Source organism: Denitraticella aggregata (assembly GCF_048158365.1).
Classification (GTDB): domain Bacteria; phylum Pseudomonadota; class Gammaproteobacteria; order Burkholderiales; family Rhodocyclaceae; genus Azoarcus_F.
This window is the reverse complement of record NZ_JBLLNL010000013.1, coordinates 76,580-92,052: the sequence shown is the minus strand read 5'-3', so window position 1 is coordinate 92,052 and position 15,473 is coordinate 76,580. Positions and strand designations below refer to the sequence as shown.

Sequence of the window (15,473 nt, the reverse complement as noted above, 5' to 3'; positions counted from 1 at the left end):
GCTTGGATCGGGTGCGCACTCGGGCACGCCATGTGCCTGTCGAGTAGACGGACGACCCAGGGTTTCCTTGAGGGCGACGCTTGCGCAATCGGTTCTCTCCACCCGAGAGCGTCATCAGGAAACGGCGGCTTGGCCCCGGCCCTGCCTGTGAGGCGAATGAGACGAATCAGCCCGCCGTGAGTGCTGCCTGAGAAACGATTATTCCGTCCTCGTCGGCATAGACATACTCTCCCGGTACGAAATCGACGCCTCCGAAGGAGACGATCATGTCGACGTCGCCGACGCCTTTCTTGACACTCTTCAGTGGGTGGGACGCAAGCGCCAACAGGCCGACATTCAGACCGCCAATTGTCTTTGTGTCGCGAACGCATCCATATACGATGATGCCGGCCCAGCCATTGTTGATCGCCAATACCGCGAGCTGGTCGCCCACCAGGGCACATCGCATCGAACCGCCACCATCGACCACCAGCACACGATCGTTGCCCGGCGTCTCCAGCGTGGAGCGCACCAGCGAGTTGTCCTCGAAGACTTTCAGTGTGGTGATCGGGCCGCCGAACGAGGACTTGCCACCGAAGGACCTGAACATCGGTTGCACGACCCGAACCTTGCCCCCGTTTGCATCACAAAGTTCGGCTGTCTGGATTTGCATGTGGTTTCTCCTGTGGCTGACCAGGTTGGTCGGGGAGGGCTGGTACGGTGACGTCCTGTCGGACCCTGTTTCGAACAATGATGCGCGCTTCTGACCACTCCGACGATTCCGGCAAAAAAAAGCGGCCATTGGCCGCGTTCCTATGTGGTCCGAATGTTTCAGGTCGCTGCCGCTGCGACGACTTCATCGAACACCAGCCTGACCTTTCCTTCTCCATCGAAGTCGATCGTCACCTTGCCGCCATTGGCCAGTCTGCCGAACAGCAATTCGTCGGCGAGCGCTGATCGGATCGTATCCTGGATGAGTCTCGCCATCGGCCGGGCCCCCATCAGCGGATCAAAGCCCTCCGATGCGAGCCATGCCTTCAGTTCGGAGGTGAAGTGCGCTTCCACCTTCTTCTCGTGCAATTGGGCTTCGAGTTGCATCAGGAACTTGTCGACCACTTTCAGAATGATCTCGTTGTCGAGCGCCCTGAAGGAGATGGTCGCATCCAGTCGGTTGCGGAACTCCGGCGAAAACATCCGCTTGATCTCGGCCATCTCGTCACCGGTCTCACGCTTCGCCGAGAAGCCGATCACCGATTTCTGCATCGCCTCGGCGCCCGCATTGGTCGTCATGATCACGATCACGTTGCGAAAATCGGCTTGACGGCCATTGTTGTCGGTCAGCGTGCCGTGGTCCATCACCTGCAGCAAGATATTGTAGATGTCCGGATGGGCCTTCTCGATCTCGTCGAGCAGCAATACGGCGTGCGGTTTCTTGGTGATTGCCTCGGTCAGGAGACCACCGTTGTCGAACCCGACATAGCCCGGGGGGGCACCGATCAGACGGGAAACCGCATGCCGCTCCATGTATTCGGACATGTCGAAGCGAATCAACTCGATGCCCAAGGTATAAGCCAGTTGACGTGCGACCTCGGTTTTCCCGACCCCGGTCGGGCCGCTGAAGAGAAAACTCCCGATCGGCTTCTGCGGATTTCCAAGCCCGGAGCGGGACATCTTGATCGCCTTTGCCAGCACTGCGATCGCCTCGTCCTGCCCGAACACGACGTTCCGAAGATCACGGTCGAGCGTCCTGAGTGCATTCTTGTCGTCGTTGGACACGGTTCTGGGCGGAATACGGGCGATCTTCGCCACGATCTCCTCGATCTCGCCCTTGCCGATCGTCTTGCGTTGCTTGGACTTGGGCAGGATGCGCTGAGCTGCACCGGCCTCGTCGATGACATCGATCGCCTTGTCCGGAAGATGCCGGTCGTTGATGTAACGCGCAGCCAGCTCTGCTGCGGACGAAAGCGCAGCCGAGGAATACTTGACGTTGTGATGTTCCTCGAAACGGGTCTTCAGCCCCTTGAGGATCTCGATCGTCTCGGCGACCGAAGGCTCGACCACATCGATCTTCTGAAAGCGCCGTGACAGCGCGTGATCCTTTTCGAAGATCTGACGGTACTCGGTGTAGGTCGTGGCACCGATGCATTTGAGCTGACCTGAGGAAAGCGCGGGTTTGAGCAGGTTCGATGCGTCAAGGGTACCGCCTGATGCGGCGCCGGCACCGATCAGCGTGTGGATTTCGTCAATGAACAGGATCGCATTCTGGCTCTCACGCAACTGCTTCAGCACCGCCTTGAGGCGTTGCTCAAAATCGCCGCGATACTTTGTACCTGCCAACAGTGCACCCATGTCCAGTGCGTAGACCTGGGCCTCCTTCAGGATGTCGGGAACCCGGTCCTCGATAATGCGACGCGCCAGACCTTCGGCGATGGCGGTTTTGCCGACCCCCGCCTCGCCAACCAGCAGCGGGTTGTTCTTGCGTCTTCGACATAAGGTCTGGATTACACGCTCGACTTCCCTGTCGCGTCCGATCAGCGGATCGATCTTGCCTACCAGTGCCTGCTGGTTCAGATTTTGCGTGAAGCTTTCGAGGGCACCGCCGGCAGACGCGCCGTCCTGATCCTGCTGCTCCCCCTGTTCCGGGTCTGTCTTGCCCTGAGCGGCCGCACCGGGTTGCGGCGCTTTTGCGATCCCGTGCGAGATGAAGTTGACGACATCCAGCCGCGAGATCTTCTGGCGTTGCAGAAAATAGACTGCGTGCGAATCTTTCTCGCCGAAGATCGCGACCAGCACATTCGCACCCGTGACCTCCTTCTTGCCGGACGACTGCACGTGCAGGATGGCGCGTTGAATCACGCGCTGGAAACCCAGCGTCGGCTGGGTATCGATTTCCTCCTCGCTCTCGACCTTGGGTGTGTGCTCGTTGATGAAGTTCGTGAGTTCGCGACGCAACTCGTCGACATTGGCTGCGCAGGCCCGCAGGACTTCGGCTGCCGAAGGGTTGTCCAGCAATGCGAGCAGCAGATGCTCCACCGTAATGAACTCATGCCGCTTTTGCCGGGCTTCGACAAAGGCCATGTGAAGGCTGACTTCAAGCTCTTGCGCAATCATTCTCAATTTTCCTCCATCACGCATGCCAGCGGATGCTGGTGCTGACGGGCAAAGGAGACGACCTGTTCAACCTTGGTCGCGGCGACATCCTTCGGAAAAATGCCGCACACTCCGGAGCCCTCTCTGTGGACTTGGAACATGATTCGCGTGGCCCGTTCGCGATCCATTCCGAAAAATTTCTGAAGAACGACGACGACAAACTCCATCGGCGTGAAGTCGTCATTCAGCAAAAGCACCTTATAAAGGGGCGGGGGTTTGGTGCGAGTACGCTCCGCCTCGAGTAAAAACTCATCCTGCTTGTGAGTGGCCATGCGAATCATTCTAATGAAGTCACTAAAGAGTGCAATAGACCGGTGGGCGGATCTGACCGGCTTGCATGACGGGTAAACGCCACACTGATCGTGTTGCGGTGCATCTTTGATCAGTGGCTTGGTTTTTTACTGAACTTATGGAGATATGCGTGGCTTGCCTGTTTTGCGAATGCTGTGACGCACAATTTACGCCTGGCCGAGCCTGCAAGAAACTGTTGACGCTCTTGCGACAAGTGCGTAAAAGCAAACTGTGCTTGACGCATCGGAGCTTTTTTTACGGCTTCATCTTCGGCGATATTGCCGGGTACGGTCGCTAAAGATCGTTTGTTCAAGATCAGTTCGCTGCGGATATGCACAGACGGGGTAGTACCCGAAACACTCAGCAAATATCAAGGATTAATGCAATATGGCAACTGGTACCGTGAAGTGGTTCAATGATTCCAAGGGTTTTGGCTTCATTACCCCGGATGACGGCAGCGAAGATCTCTTTGCGCATTTTTCGGCAATCACCATGAGCGGGTTCAAGACCCTGAAGGAAGGCGAAAAAGTCTCCTTCGAGGTCACTCAGGGCCCGAAGGGCAAGCAGGCTTCAAATATCCAGAAAGCCTGACATGTAACATGTGTTGGCGCAGGGCCTGTTCGCACTGACCTGCCGCCACAATAGAAGAGGCCGCTGTGATCCAGCGGCCTCTTTTTTTCTTCCAATCGATTATTTGCGCTGACGTCTGCGCAAGCCCCCCAAACGGTGGGGCCGATGACGCTTTGCTTACTTGAGCTTGATTTCCTTGTACAGCACATGCTTGCGTACGACCGGGTCGTACTTCATGAACTCGAGCTTTTGCGGAGTGGTCCGCTTGTTCTTCGAGGCGGTGTAGAAGTGACCCGTACCTGCGGTCGACTCCAGCTTGATTTTTTCACGGGCGCCTTTGGCCATTTGAATCTCCGTTCCTTACTTCGGGTGCGTGCAGCGACGCTCAGATTTTCTCGCCACGGGCGCGAAGTTCGGCAACGACCACGTCGAAACCTTTCTTGTCGATCGTGCGCAGCGCGGCGTTCGAGACGCGCAGGCGAATCCAGCGGTTTTCGGCTTCGCTCCAGAACTTGCGATTTTGCAGATTGGGCAGAAAACGACGCTTGGTCTTGTTATTTGCGTGAGAAACATTGTTTCCCACCATCGGTGCTTTACCGGTCACTTGGCAGACGCGAGCCATACGATGCTCCAGGGAATTCGGTTTTCGGAAAACGTCGGATGGTACCCTAGAACAAGTCGGCGTTGCAAGAACGAGTTCAATGTGGCGGGCCAGCCTGCTAGAGGAGTCCTCGTTCGGCAAACGATGTCGGCCGGCCATGCGCGGTGACGATGAAATGGTCGAGTACCCGGATATCCACCAGGTCGAGGGCGGCTTTAAGGCTGCGGGTCAGCAGTTCATCGGCGTTGCTCGGTTCGCATGCGCCCGACGGATGATTGTGCGCCAGGATCACCGCTGCGGCGTTGTGCGCGAGGGCGAGCTTAACGACTTCGCGAGGATAGACGCTGGTCTGGCTCAGGGTGCCGCGAAACAACTCCACCGACTCGATCAGACGGTTGCGCGCGTCCAGCAGCAGGATATGGAATACCTCGTGGGGCAGGCTGCCGATGCGCAAGCGTAACCACTCTCTGACTGCCTCCGGTGCGTCTAACACGTCGCCGGCGCTCATCTGCTCCGACAGCGCGCGGCGCGCCAGTTCCATCACTGCCTGCAGTTGGGCATACTTGGCCATGCCCATTCCCGGAATGCTGGCGAACTCGGTGGCGGAGGCGTTGCACAGGCGTGTCAGTGTCCCGAACTGCAGGAGAAGTTCGCGGGCCAGGTCGACCGCAGTCTTGCCCTTGGTGCCGACCCGCAGGAATAGCGCCAGCAGTTCTGCGTCCGACAAAGCGGCTGCGCCCTTGGCGAGCAGTTTTTCCCGCGGTCTCTCGTTGTCGGGCCAATCGGTAATCGCCATGGCAAGTCCGTGTTGTTTTTGAATGTCATATTATAAAGCGAATGTCATGAACTCGATGTCTGGTCGTAGGATTGTGGTTGCGGTAACCGGAGGCGTGGCGGCCTACAAGGCGGCCGAACTGGTGCGCTTGCTGGTGAAGGCGGGCGTCGATGTGCATGTGGTCTTGTCCGAGGCCGGGAGTCGCTTCGTGACCGCTGTGACCTTTCAGTCCCTGTCCGGCAATCCGGTATGGACCGACCTGTGGGATGCGCGCATGCCGAACAACATGGCTCACATAGACCTCAGCCGCGAAGCCGATGCGATCCTCGTCGCACCGGCGACTGCCGACGTGATCGCCAGGCTCGCTCAGGGACGCGCCGACGATCTGCTGACGACGCTTTGTCTTGCGCGCGATTGTCCGCTGATCGTCGCACCCGCGATGAACAGGCAGATGTGGGAGCATCCTGCCACTCGACGCAATGTGGAATGCCTGCTGAGCGATGGCGTGAGCGTATTCGGACCGGATGCGGGGGAGCAGGCCTGTGGTGAAGTCGGGCTCGGGCGCATGCTCGAACCCGAGGTGCTTTACGCACGGCTGGAGGTCTTCTTTGGTTCGGGCGCGCTGCGAGGACGAAAAATCGTGCTGACCGCCGGCCCTACGTTCGAGGCGATCGATCCAGTGCGCGGCATCACCAATTCCAGTTCGGGGAAGATGGGCTATGCGCTCGCGCGCGCCTGTGCTGTCGCCGGCGCCGACGTCGTGCTGGTCAGCGGTCCCACCGGGCTGGCCACGCCGGACGGCGTTACCCGTGTTGACGTGCTCAGTGCGCTCGACATGCGCGATGCGGTCGTGCGCGCGATCGAGGGTGCTGATGCCTTCGTCGGCGTGGCGGCGGTGGCCGATTATCGGCCCGATGCGCCGTCTGCGCACAAGATCAAGAAGTCGGCCGGAGCGATGACACTGTCGCTGGTGCCCAATCCGGACATTCTCGCCGAGGTGGCGGCCCTGCCGGACGCACCTTTCTGCGTCGGCTTCGCGGCCGAGAGCCGCGATCTCGATACCTATGCGGAGGGCAAGCGCGTCGCCAAGAGGCTGCGCCTCGTCGTGGGCAATCTGGTCCAGGACGGCCTCGGTGGCGACGAGAACCGCGTCGTGCTGTACGACGCGGCGGGCCGCCATCCGCTCGAGCGTGCCAGCAAGACCGAACTTGCAGCGATAATCGTTGACCATATCGCATCGCTGATGAACACCCAATCCGACGTTTGAGGGCTCGATGCACCATATCGATCTAAAGATACTCGACGAGCGCCTGCGCGCTCACCCGCCTGCCTATGCCACCGCCGGTGCGGCCGGGCTCGATCTGAGAGCCTGTCTGGATACGCCCGTGTGCCTGCATCCGGGCGAGACCACGCTGGTGCCGAGCGGGCTGGCGCTTCATCTCGCAGATCCCGGTCTGGCCGCAATGATCCTGCCGCGCTCCGGACTGGGTCACAAGCATGGCATCGTTCTGGGCAATCTGGTCGGTCTGATCGATTCGGACTACCAGGGGCAGATATTCGTGTCGGCATGGAATCGTGGCAGGGAGGCCTTCACCATTCAGCCGATGGAGCGGATCGCGCAACTGGTCGTGGTGCCGGTATTGCAGGTCGGCTTCACCTTCGTCGACGACTTCAACGCGAGCGATCGAGGCGATGGCGGATTCGGCAGCACGGGGCAGCATTGAATGTCCCCTGCGCATGTCGGCATTCCGACCGGAGTCCATGTTGTGCTCGAACGTGACGGCCGCGTCCTGCTGATGCGACGTGCGGGGACCGGCTTCTTCGACGGCCTCTACAGTCTGCCCGGCGGGCATGTCGAAGCGGGTGAATCGGTTCGCATGGCGGCGGTTCGCGAACTTTCGGAGGAAACCGGAGTTGAAGTCGTGCCGGATGCTCTGGTTCATCTGGGGGTGGTGCATCGCTTGTCCGATACGAACCGGATCGATTTTTTCGTGCGTGCGACCCACTGGTACGGAACCCCCTGCATACGGGAGCCGAACAAATGTGACGACCTGGTCTGGGTCGACCGGGACCTCCTGCCCGATGACGTCGTCCCGTATGTCCGTGCCGCCCTTGCCCGGCGCGATGAACCGTGGCTGTTCGAATTGGGCTGGGAGGGCGATGGTGTCGAATCCTCGCTCACGGATCCAATCGGCCCGTCACCGGAACCGTCCCGCTGACGGTTTGGCGTATCACCCAACTCTGATAATCTGATGGATGAGATGAGCGGCTGATGGCACAAGTATTGGTCAATGGTGGCAGGAGACGAAAGATGAAAGGTTTCAAGCAGGGTTTGCTGGGTGGCATTCTTGCCGCACTGACCCACGCGGCGGTGGCAGTGGATCCGCCCGAAGTGGACTTGCAGCGCGCGGAAGAGATACACATGGGCACCTGCTTCATGTGTCATGGTGCCGACGGGGAAAGCTCCACGCCCTTGTATCCGAGGCTCGCCGGCCAGCATTATCAGTACATCGCCCGCCAGCTCGCCAATTTCAAGTCGGGCAAACGTGCCAGCAGCACCATGTCCGAGATGGTCAAGAATCTCGAAGAGTCCGACATGCTTGCACTTGGAGTCTTTTTCGAGGGCAAGCCGACCAAGGGTCAGAAGGTTCGCGATCCTCAGCTTCTGGAGGTTGGACGGTTCATCTTCCACCGGGGCAACGAATTCTCCGGTGTTGCGGCGTGCGCTGCCTGTCACGGCGAGCAGGCGCATGGCAGTGCGCAGTTGCCTCGACTGGCGAGCCAGGGCGCCCGCTATGTGGAGAATCAGCTCAAGTCGTTCAATCAGCGCGAACGCACGAGTGAAAACGACGTGATGCATTCGATCGCGTCCAACATGACGGAGCTCGAGATCAAGGCGGTGTCGCTGTATGTGAGTTCTCTGGACTGAGCCGGCTCGGCTCCGATCCCGAGAAGCGCAAAAGGCGCCAACGGCGCCTTTTCTAAAATATGCACCGGCCGATCAAGGCAGGACGTCGCGATCCGGACTGCGTCGCTCAGGCGAGCATGTCGGCCCAGATGTTCTGCGCCCAGTCCAGTGCGTGGCCACCCTCGAGCTGGTTCGCCGCGATCGATACGCCACCGGCGCCCTCCGCCGGAAGAAACGTGTGCTGCTCGGCGTTGAACTGGTGGACCGATGCGACATGCATCGCACTGCGGCCGTCGACGAAGCTGTAGCAGGTGTTCATGACCACCGGTGTGGCGCTGGGCGGTTCGCCTGCCAGCATGTTCAGAATCGCGGCCGCCGCGACCTTGGCGTGCTGGTTCGCCATGTGACCGGATTTTGGCATCGTTGGCGCCGACAGCGTCGCGTCCCCAAGCACATGGATGTTCGATGCACCCTTGGCTTCCAGCGTCAGCCAGTCGACATCGACCCAGCGACCGTTGACCAGGTCCACGCCGAGGTGATCGACCAGTCGTCCGGAACGCATCGGTGGAATCACGTTCAGCACATCCGCCGTAACCTCGGAAAAGTCGAGTTCCGCCGTGCGGGTCTGCGCGTCGACCGAGACCAGCGTGCTGTTCGGACGGTACTCGATGATGTCCTTGTAGGGACCCTCGAAGGCCTTCATGAACAGGCCCTTCTTGGACGTGATGTCGGGATTCGAATCGAGGATCAGCACCTTCGAGCCGGGTTTGTGGTTCTTGAAGTAGTTCGCGACCAGGCAGGCTCGCTCATACGGCCCGGGCGGGCAGCGGTAGGGCGCCTTCGGAATGTGCATGGCGAAGACACCGCCAGCGGACATGTCCTCGAGCTGCTTGCGCAAGATGACGGTCTGCTCGCCGGCCTTCCATGCGTGCGGGATGAGTGCTTCGTTGCCGGCGAGTCCTTCGACTTCTTCCGCAAGGAAATCGATGCCGGGTGACAGCACCGCGCGGTCGTAAGTCAGGGTCGCGCCCTGCGAGAGGCGGACCTCGCGCTTGTCGACGTCGATGCCGACGACCTCGTCATGGATCACCTCTACGCCCCACCTGCTGCGCAGGTTGTCGTAGCTGGTGGTGATGTAGGAGATGTCCTTGATTCCACCAATGACCAGGTTCGAGATCGGGCATGAGATGAAGGTACTTTGGCGTTCGATCAACGTGACCTTGACCGCACCTTTGCTCCACATGCGCAGATACTTGGCGGCGGTGGCGCCCCCGTAGCCGCCGCCGACGACGACGACGTGACCATTCGCTGCGGAGGCTGCGTTTGCAAGGCCACTGAGCCCGCCCATGACCGAAGCGCCAGCGACTGTGGCGAGCCCGGATCTCTTGAGAAAGTCGCGTCTATTCAGCATGTCTGCGTTGCTCCTCACTTCTGCGCCGCGAAGTAATTCGCGATCAGTTCGACCTGCTCTTCCGTGTAGCCCTTGACGATCTGGTGCATGATCGTGGCCGGTTTGTCGCCCGAGCGGAAATCCGCCAGCGTCTCGATGATGGTGGCGGCCGGTTCGCCCGCCAGCATTTTGGCGTCGGGCAGCGCGTGGCCATTGGTGCCGTGGCAGTTTGCACAGGTCGCGGCAAGGTTGCGGGCCAGATTGGGATCCTGCGCGTGGGTCGTTCCGGCGACAGCCGCAGCAAACAGCGCGGCCAGTGCGAGTCTGGGTTTCACGGGATTCCTCCTCCATTGATCTTGTTCAAGGCTGACGTCGTGCTGTAAGCCGGCGCAAGGCGCTTCGTTCCACCGGCTGAAAGTCCCTGGTGCGAATGCAGTATAGCGCACGGAAAACCAACAAAATCAAGGATGAACCTCATCGACCGAACATTTCCGGGATGATGCGCTGCACAAATATTAGGGGTTGACGATATACGCGTATAGTCATACAGTCGGAAATCGTAATTTGATTCAGGTCAAATTCATGGACGAACTGACGAAGGTTTTTGAAAGCGTCGCCGACTATTTCGGGCTGCTGTCCGAGCCGACGCGCTTGCGCATTCTGCACTGCCTGTGCAACGGGGAACTGTCGGTCAATGAGGTCGTCGAGCGCACCGGCCTGACGCAGGCCAACACATCGCGTCACCTGAACCTGCTGTACCGTGCCGACGTGGTTGCGCGGCGGCGGGAGGGGAGCCAGGTCTTCTATCGGATCATCGATCCGAATTTTTCGGATCTGTGCCGCACCGTGTGCGTCACGATCGCGTCACGCTCCGATCTGAGTCTGCCGCGTCGGGAGTCCCTGCTCAGGCTGGAGCTGGATCTGCATGAGAGAAAAACTGAACCCACGAATAGCGCAATTGCATCAGACGGAGAGTAGACGGATGGCAATCGATTACGCCCACCCCGGCCGGGTCAGACCCGCACCAGAGAATTTTCTGTCCGACGAGGACATCGCGGCAGTCACCAAGGGTCGGCGGGATTTCCTCAGGAAAGCCTTCGTCGCGGCCAGTGCCGCGATGGCCGTCCCGGCAGTCTCGCGGGCCCAGCCGGTTGGCGATCCGGCCATTCTGGACCTGCCCGAATGGAGCACGTCGCTGGGCTTGCCGGTCGCAACCCACCCGTACGGGATGCCGTCGCGATTCGAGCGGGGCCTGGTGCGCCGCGAAAGTCCCGGTCTGACCCGCGTCGGAGGCTCCTCGGTGTCCTTCACGCCGCTGCAGGGTCTGTTCGGCATCATCACGCCGTCGGGCCTGCATTTCGAGCGCCATCATCAGGGCTGGCACGACATCGATCCGGCGCGCCATCGTCTGATGATCAATGGCCTGGTCGAGACCGAGGCGGTGTACACCATGGACGACATCATGCGTCTGCCGTCGGTGTCACGCATCCACTTCATCGAGTGCGGCGCGAATACCGGCATGGAGTGGGGCAATGTGGCCGTTCCGACCGTGCAGTACTCCCATGGCATGATCTCCTGTTCCGAATTCACGGGTGTGCCGCTCAAGCTCATCCTGGACATGTGTGGCGCCGACTACGGCAAGGGGCGTTTCGTGCTGGCCGAAGGCGCAGACGGTTCATCGATGACCCGCACGATTCCGATGGAACTGATCGAGTCGGGTGAGGTGCTGGTCGCCTACGGCATGAACGGTGAGATGCTCAGGCCTGAGAACGGCTACCCGCTGCGGCTGGTGGTGCCGGGCGTGCAGGGCGTGAGCTGGGTCAAGTGGCTGCGCCGGATCGAAGTGGGTGACATGCCCTACGGTACCAAGGACGAGGCGGTCCATTACATCGATCTGATGCCCGACGGGCTGCATCGCCAATACACGTCCACGCAGGAGGTGAAGTCGGTCATCACCACGCCGTCCGGCGGTCAGATCCTGCTCGACAAGGGCTTTCACAACATCTCGGGCATCGCCTGGTCCGGGCGCGGCAAGATCACGCGCGTGGATGTGTCGGTCGATGGCGGTATCAACTGGATGCCGACCCGTCTCGAGGCGCCGGTGCTGTCCAAGGCGGTCACCCGCTTCAATGTCGATTGGACCTGGGACGGCAAGCCGGCGATCCTGCAGTCGCGGGCAGTCGACGAGACCGGCCATGTCCAGCCGGGGTACGGTCAGCTTCGCGCGGTGCGCGGCACGTCTTCGATCTATCACAACAATGCCATCCAGTCCTGGCGGGTGGCCGAATCGGGAGAGGTGAGCAATGTCCAGGTTCTGTAAGACACTGATCGTGCTGATGGTGGCGGGAACCACGACGACCGTTTTCGGGTTCGACCGCTACGAAAACATCGGGCGACCGGCGACGCCGGCGGAAGTGGCGGCGTGGGACATCGACGTTCGTCCGGACCTGGTCGGGCTGCCCAAGGGCTCGGGCAACGTCGACGACGGCATGGATTTGTGGGAACTGCATTGCGCGTCCTGCCATGGCGTGTTCGGCGAATCGAACGAGGTGTTCACGCCCTTGGTGGGCGGGACGCGCGCAGACGATATCGAAACCGGCGGTGTGCGGGCGCTGACCGACCAGTCCTTCCCGCAGCGCACGACGATGATGAAGGTGCCGACGATCTCGACCTTGTTCGACTACATCCGTCGTGCGATGCCCTGGACGGCTCCGAAGTCCCTCGACGACGACGAGGTTTACGCATTGCTCGCCTACATGCTGAACCTGGCCGACGTGATTCCGGCGGATTTCGAACTCAACGAGCAGAACATCCGCGAGGTTCAGCAGCGTCTGCCCAACCGCTACGGCATGACCACCGACCACGGGATGTGGCCGGGTGCCTCGGCGGCAGAAGGGGGTATCGGCAACGGCGGTGTGCCCGACACGCAGAACGTAGCGTGCATGGAGAACTGCAAGACGGCGGTCGAGATCGTGTCCGCGTTGCCCGACTATGCCTGGGACGCGCATGGCAATCTCGCCGACCAGAACCGTGTCGTCGGCCCGGTGCGGGGCATGCAGACCAGCGCGCTGGCTGCACAAGGCGAAGCTGCAACCGATCAGTCGTCGAACGCCCAGGCGTTGGCGCTGGCGACCGGCAAGGGCTGCATGGCCTGCCACGGTTCAGAGAACAGGATAGTGGGTCCGGGTTACAACGAGATCCGGGCAAAATACGGGGACCGCGCAGACGCCGGGCAATATCTGATCGGCAAGGTCAGGAGCGGCGGTCAGGGGGTGTGGGGCGCCGTTCCCATGCCTCCGCAAGGCCACTTAACGGATGAGGAAGCTCAGGCGCTCGTCCAGTGGATCATGTCGGGCGCCAAGGCCCAGTGAGTTGTCAGTCAAAAAGGAGAGACGGGATGAATATTCAGCGAAGGGATACCCTCAGGGTCGGCGGTGGTCTGGGAGTCTTCGGACTGCTGGTCGCGGCCGGAATGATCAAGCCGGGAACGGCGCTGGCCGCGCGCGACCAGGCTGCTTTTTCCGCGACCACGCTGGACGAGGCGTTCAAGGCCATGGGTGCGGGTACGCCTGCCGAGAGCGGTGAGGTCACGATCGTCGGACCGGACATCGCCGAGAACGGTGCGGTCGTGCCGGTCGGTGTCACCAGCAGCCTCGCCAATGTCGAGCAGATCACGATCATGATCGAGAAGAACCCGAACATGCTCGCCGCGAGCTTCACCCTTCCGGAAGGCACGCTCGCCGACGTGCAGACGCGCGTGAAGATGGGCCAGACCTCCGACGTGTTCGCGGTGGTCAAGGCCGACGGCAAGTTCTACATGGCCAAGAAGGAAATCAAGGTCACCCTCGGCGGCTGCGGCGGCTGATCGACAACCGGAAATCAAGGAGAGTAGAGATGGCAGGTCCTATGCGTATTCGCGCCGCCACCAGCGACGGCGTCACCGAAGTTCGTGTGCTGATGTCCCACCCGATGGAAACCGGCCAGCGCCGTGATTCGTCCGGTGAGCCTATTCCGGCGCACTACATCACCGAACTCACGGCCAAGCACGGCGACAAGGTCGTCCTGACCGTCTACATGGGTCCGTCGGTGTCGACCAACCCGTACCTGGCGTTCAAGTTCAACGGCGGCGCCACCGGTGACACGGTGCAAATCAGCTGGGCGGACAACAACGGCGCGAGCCGTACCGACGAGGTACAGATTCGCTGAAGACGTCGGGGTGGTGGCGTCGAAGCCGTCATCCCGACTTATGCAATCTGAACATCACCGCCTGCGAACACGTCGGTCGACACGCAGGGCGGCGTGATGCGCTTCACCCCACGCCCGTTCACGGAGGAGAGAAGATGAACAGAAAACTATTGGCCGCGGCTGTGGCTTCGGCCGTCGTGGTCGCCGCACCGCTGGTCGTGCACTCGCAGGAGCTGAACTTCGACCAGTATCGGCAGATGCTCGCCGATGGCAACCCGGCCGAGCTTTTCGAGATGGAAGGCGAGGAGTTGTGGGTCACCGCACGCGGTCCCAGGAACGCGACGCTCGAGCAATGTGACCTCGGCCTCGGGCCGGGTGTCGTCGAAGGGGCCGCCGCGCAGTTGCCGCGCTACTTCCCGGATACCGGCAGTGTCCAGGATCTCGAGTCCCGCCTGATGACCTGCATGGAGACGCTGCAGGGTATCGCGCCGGAGGAGATCATCAATGGCCGCTTCCGCCAGGGCGAACGCGGCAAGATGGCCTCGATCGTGGCCTACGTCGTAGGCCAGTCCAAGGGACAGCCGATCGCGATCGACCTGGACGACCCCAAGGTCAGGGAGATGTACGACCTCGGCGAGAAGGCGTTCTTCTATCGGACCGGCGCGATGGATTTCTCGTGTGCGTCCTGCCATGGCGAGGACAACCTGCGCATCCGCGCCACCAGTCTGCCGAACATCACGACAGCCAAGGGGGCTGCCGAGGGATGGGGCTCGTGGCCGGCGTACCGGGTGTCCAACTCGCAGTTCTGGACGATGCAGCATCGCCTGTGGGATTGCTTCCGTCAGCAACGGACCGCCGAGCCGATCTTCGGTTCGGACGTGACGATCGCGCTGTCGGTGTATATGGCGGGCAAGGGCAACGGTGGCGAGGCCGTGTGGCCGGGCGTCAAGCGCTGAGGAGACGATGACATGAAGAAACTGATATTTGCGCCGCTGGCGCTGTTCGCCTCGATCGCCGTCGCTTCCGATCTGGAGGCACGGGTCGAGGAGATGATGGTGTCGTCGTTCAAGGCAAGCGGTATCGCGACGCTCGACCGTCAGGTTCGCGACGACATCCAGAAGGCCTGTTCCAGTCCGACCGACCCGGATCCGGAGACCATGAAGCGGCTCCAGGCGGTCGAGATGGAGACGATCAAGTGGCCGTCCGATGGAGACTTCTACGAGGGGGGTGACTGGAAGGAGGGGCAGAAGATCGCGCTCAGTGGCCGCGGGCTCACCTGGCGAGATCCGGCCGATCTGGTAAATGGCGGGAGCTGCTACAACTGTCACGGCCTGGATCCGACCAACGAGTCTTACGGGACGATCGGTCCGGCGCTGCATGGCTACGGCAGGTTGCGTGGCAACTCCGAGGAGATCGTGAAGTACACCTGGGGCAAGCTGTGGAACTCGAAGGCCTACAACGCATGCAGCACCATGCCGCGCAACGGCTACGGCAACATCCTGACCGAAGACCAGATTCGCCACGTGATGGCGTATCTGTTCGATCCGGAGTCGCCGGTCAATGAGGCCGTCGCTCCCCAATAGACTGGTTCGTAAGTCCCGGGCCCGTGGTGCAGGTCCACGGG

Annotated in this window: 21 protein-coding genes; 12 read left to right on the top strand and 9 right to left on the bottom strand. The window is 61.0% G+C overall.

Going from position 1 to position 15,473, the window contains the following annotated elements:
* Nucleotides 1-166: 166 nt before the first annotated feature.
* From rraA to ACKVEX_RS14550, 4 genes are all read right to left on the bottom strand, one after another.
* A complete protein-coding gene (gene rraA, locus ACKVEX_RS14565; protein ID WP_473216462.1) occupies nt 167-652 on the bottom strand; it encodes a ribonuclease E activity regulator RraA in 486 nt (161 codons plus the stop codon).
* 158 nt (nt 653-810) lie between these two features.
* Nucleotides 811-3,090, bottom strand: coding sequence for an ATP-dependent Clp protease ATP-binding subunit ClpA (clpA, locus tag ACKVEX_RS14560; RefSeq protein ID WP_473216461.1), 2,280 nt, complete (start codon nt 3,088-3,090; stop codon nt 811-813).
* 2 nt (nt 3,091-3,092) lie between these two features.
* A complete protein-coding gene (clpS, locus tag ACKVEX_RS14555) occupies nt 3,093-3,401 on the bottom strand; it encodes an ATP-dependent Clp protease adapter ClpS (RefSeq protein ID WP_473216460.1) in 309 nt (102 codons plus the stop codon).
* A 110-nt stretch (nt 3,402-3,511) separates the two neighbouring features.
* Nucleotides 3,512-3,733 carry a hypothetical protein gene (locus tag ACKVEX_RS14550; RefSeq protein WP_473216459.1) on the bottom strand — a complete coding sequence of 74 codons (222 nt, stop codon included), beginning with the start codon at nt 3,731-3,733 and terminating at the stop codon, nt 3,512-3,514.
* 74 nt (nt 3,734-3,807) lie between these two features.
* On the opposite strand from ACKVEX_RS14550, the gene ACKVEX_RS14545 reads away from it, so the two are divergent.
* The gene (locus ACKVEX_RS14545) at nt 3,808-4,011 is read left to right on the top strand and encodes a cold-shock protein (protein ID WP_473216458.1); all 204 of its coding nucleotides are present in this window, start codon (nt 3,808-3,810) and stop codon (nt 4,009-4,011) included.
* A 156-nt stretch (nt 4,012-4,167) separates the two neighbouring features.
* On the opposite strand, the gene rpmG is transcribed toward ACKVEX_RS14545, so the two are convergent.
* The 3 genes from rpmG to radC all read right to left on the bottom strand — a co-directional run bounded on the left by rpmG (nt 4,168) and on the right by radC (nt 5,387).
* Nucleotides 4,168-4,335, bottom strand: a complete 168-nt coding sequence (rpmG, locus tag ACKVEX_RS14540; protein ID WP_473216457.1) for a 50S ribosomal protein L33 — start codon at nt 4,333-4,335, stop codon at nt 4,168-4,170.
* 40 nt (nt 4,336-4,375) lie between these two features.
* Entirely contained in the window at nt 4,376-4,612 is a 237-nt protein-coding gene (gene rpmB / locus ACKVEX_RS14535) for a 50S ribosomal protein L28 (RefSeq protein WP_473216456.1), read from the bottom strand.
* 97 nt (nt 4,613-4,709) lie between these two features.
* Nucleotides 4,710-5,387 carry a RadC family protein gene (radC, locus tag ACKVEX_RS14530; protein WP_473216455.1) on the bottom strand — a complete coding sequence of 226 codons (678 nt, stop codon included), beginning with the start codon at nt 5,385-5,387 and terminating at the stop codon, nt 4,710-4,712.
* A 46-nt stretch (nt 5,388-5,433) separates the two neighbouring features.
* Here radC and coaBC point away from each other — a divergent pair, with 46 nt between their 5' ends.
* The 4 genes from coaBC (at nt 5,434) to ACKVEX_RS14510 (ending at nt 8,295) form a co-directional block, all read left to right on the top strand.
* On the top strand, nt 5,434-6,633 hold the full coding sequence (gene coaBC / locus ACKVEX_RS14525) for a bifunctional phosphopantothenoylcysteine decarboxylase/phosphopantothenate--cysteine ligase CoaBC (RefSeq protein WP_473216454.1): 1,200 nt from the start codon (nt 5,434-5,436) through the stop codon (nt 6,631-6,633).
* Between the two features lie 7 nt (nt 6,634-6,640).
* Nucleotides 6,641-7,090, top strand: a complete 450-nt coding sequence (gene dut, locus ACKVEX_RS14520) for a dUTP diphosphatase (protein ID WP_473216453.1) — start codon at nt 6,641-6,643, stop codon at nt 7,088-7,090.
* Nucleotides 7,091-7,585 carry an NUDIX hydrolase gene (locus ACKVEX_RS14515; RefSeq protein WP_473216452.1) on the top strand — a complete coding sequence of 165 codons (495 nt, stop codon included), beginning with the start codon at nt 7,091-7,093 and terminating at the stop codon, nt 7,583-7,585. It abuts the gene before it with no gap.
* A 92-nt stretch (nt 7,586-7,677) separates the two neighbouring features.
* Nucleotides 7,678-8,295 (top strand): c-type cytochrome, encoded by a 618-nt coding sequence (locus ACKVEX_RS14510; protein ID WP_473216451.1) that lies wholly within the window; start codon nt 7,678-7,680, stop codon nt 8,293-8,295.
* Nucleotides 8,296-8,401: 106 nt separating this feature from the next.
* On the opposite strand, the gene ACKVEX_RS14505 is transcribed toward ACKVEX_RS14510, so the two are convergent.
* Together ACKVEX_RS14505 and ACKVEX_RS14500 are read right to left on the bottom strand one after the other, a co-directional pair.
* Nucleotides 8,402-9,685, bottom strand: coding sequence for an FCSD flavin-binding domain-containing protein (locus tag ACKVEX_RS14505; protein ID WP_473216450.1), 1,284 nt, complete (start codon nt 9,683-9,685; stop codon nt 8,402-8,404).
* A gap of 14 nt (nt 9,686-9,699) precedes the next feature.
* The gene (locus tag ACKVEX_RS14500) at nt 9,700-9,999 is read right to left on the bottom strand and encodes a c-type cytochrome (RefSeq protein ID WP_473216449.1); all 300 of its coding nucleotides are present in this window, start codon (nt 9,997-9,999) and stop codon (nt 9,700-9,702) included.
* A gap of 247 nt (nt 10,000-10,246) precedes the next feature.
* On the opposite strand from ACKVEX_RS14500, the gene ACKVEX_RS14495 reads away from it, so the two are divergent.
* The 7 genes from ACKVEX_RS14495 (at nt 10,247) to soxX (ending at nt 15,432) form a co-directional block, all read left to right on the top strand.
* Entirely contained in the window at nt 10,247-10,642 is a 396-nt protein-coding gene (locus tag ACKVEX_RS14495; protein ID WP_473216448.1) for an ArsR/SmtB family transcription factor, read from the top strand.
* Between the two features lie 4 nt (nt 10,643-10,646).
* A complete protein-coding gene (gene soxC, locus ACKVEX_RS14490; RefSeq protein ID WP_473216447.1) occupies nt 10,647-11,984 on the top strand; it encodes a sulfite dehydrogenase in 1,338 nt (445 codons plus the stop codon).
* Nucleotides 11,968-13,035, top strand: a complete 1,068-nt coding sequence (locus ACKVEX_RS14485) for a c-type cytochrome (protein ID WP_473216446.1) — start codon at nt 11,968-11,970, stop codon at nt 13,033-13,035. The genes soxC and ACKVEX_RS14485 overlap by 17 nt, the downstream gene beginning before the upstream one ends.
* 26 nt (nt 13,036-13,061) lie before the next feature.
* A complete protein-coding gene (soxY, locus tag ACKVEX_RS14480; protein WP_473216445.1) occupies nt 13,062-13,529 on the top strand; it encodes a thiosulfate oxidation carrier protein SoxY in 468 nt (155 codons plus the stop codon).
* Between the two features lie 29 nt (nt 13,530-13,558).
* Nucleotides 13,559-13,870 carry a thiosulfate oxidation carrier complex protein SoxZ gene (gene soxZ / locus ACKVEX_RS14475; RefSeq protein WP_473216444.1) on the top strand — a complete coding sequence of 104 codons (312 nt, stop codon included), beginning with the start codon at nt 13,559-13,561 and terminating at the stop codon, nt 13,868-13,870.
* A 134-nt stretch (nt 13,871-14,004) separates the two neighbouring features.
* On the top strand, nt 14,005-14,805 hold the full coding sequence (gene soxA, locus ACKVEX_RS14470) for a sulfur oxidation c-type cytochrome SoxA (RefSeq protein ID WP_473216443.1): 801 nt from the start codon (nt 14,005-14,007) through the stop codon (nt 14,803-14,805).
* Between the two features lie 12 nt (nt 14,806-14,817).
* On the top strand, nt 14,818-15,432 hold the full coding sequence (soxX, locus tag ACKVEX_RS14465; RefSeq protein WP_473216442.1) for a sulfur oxidation c-type cytochrome SoxX: 615 nt from the start codon (nt 14,818-14,820) through the stop codon (nt 15,430-15,432).
* Nucleotides 15,433-15,473: the final 41 nt, after the last annotated feature.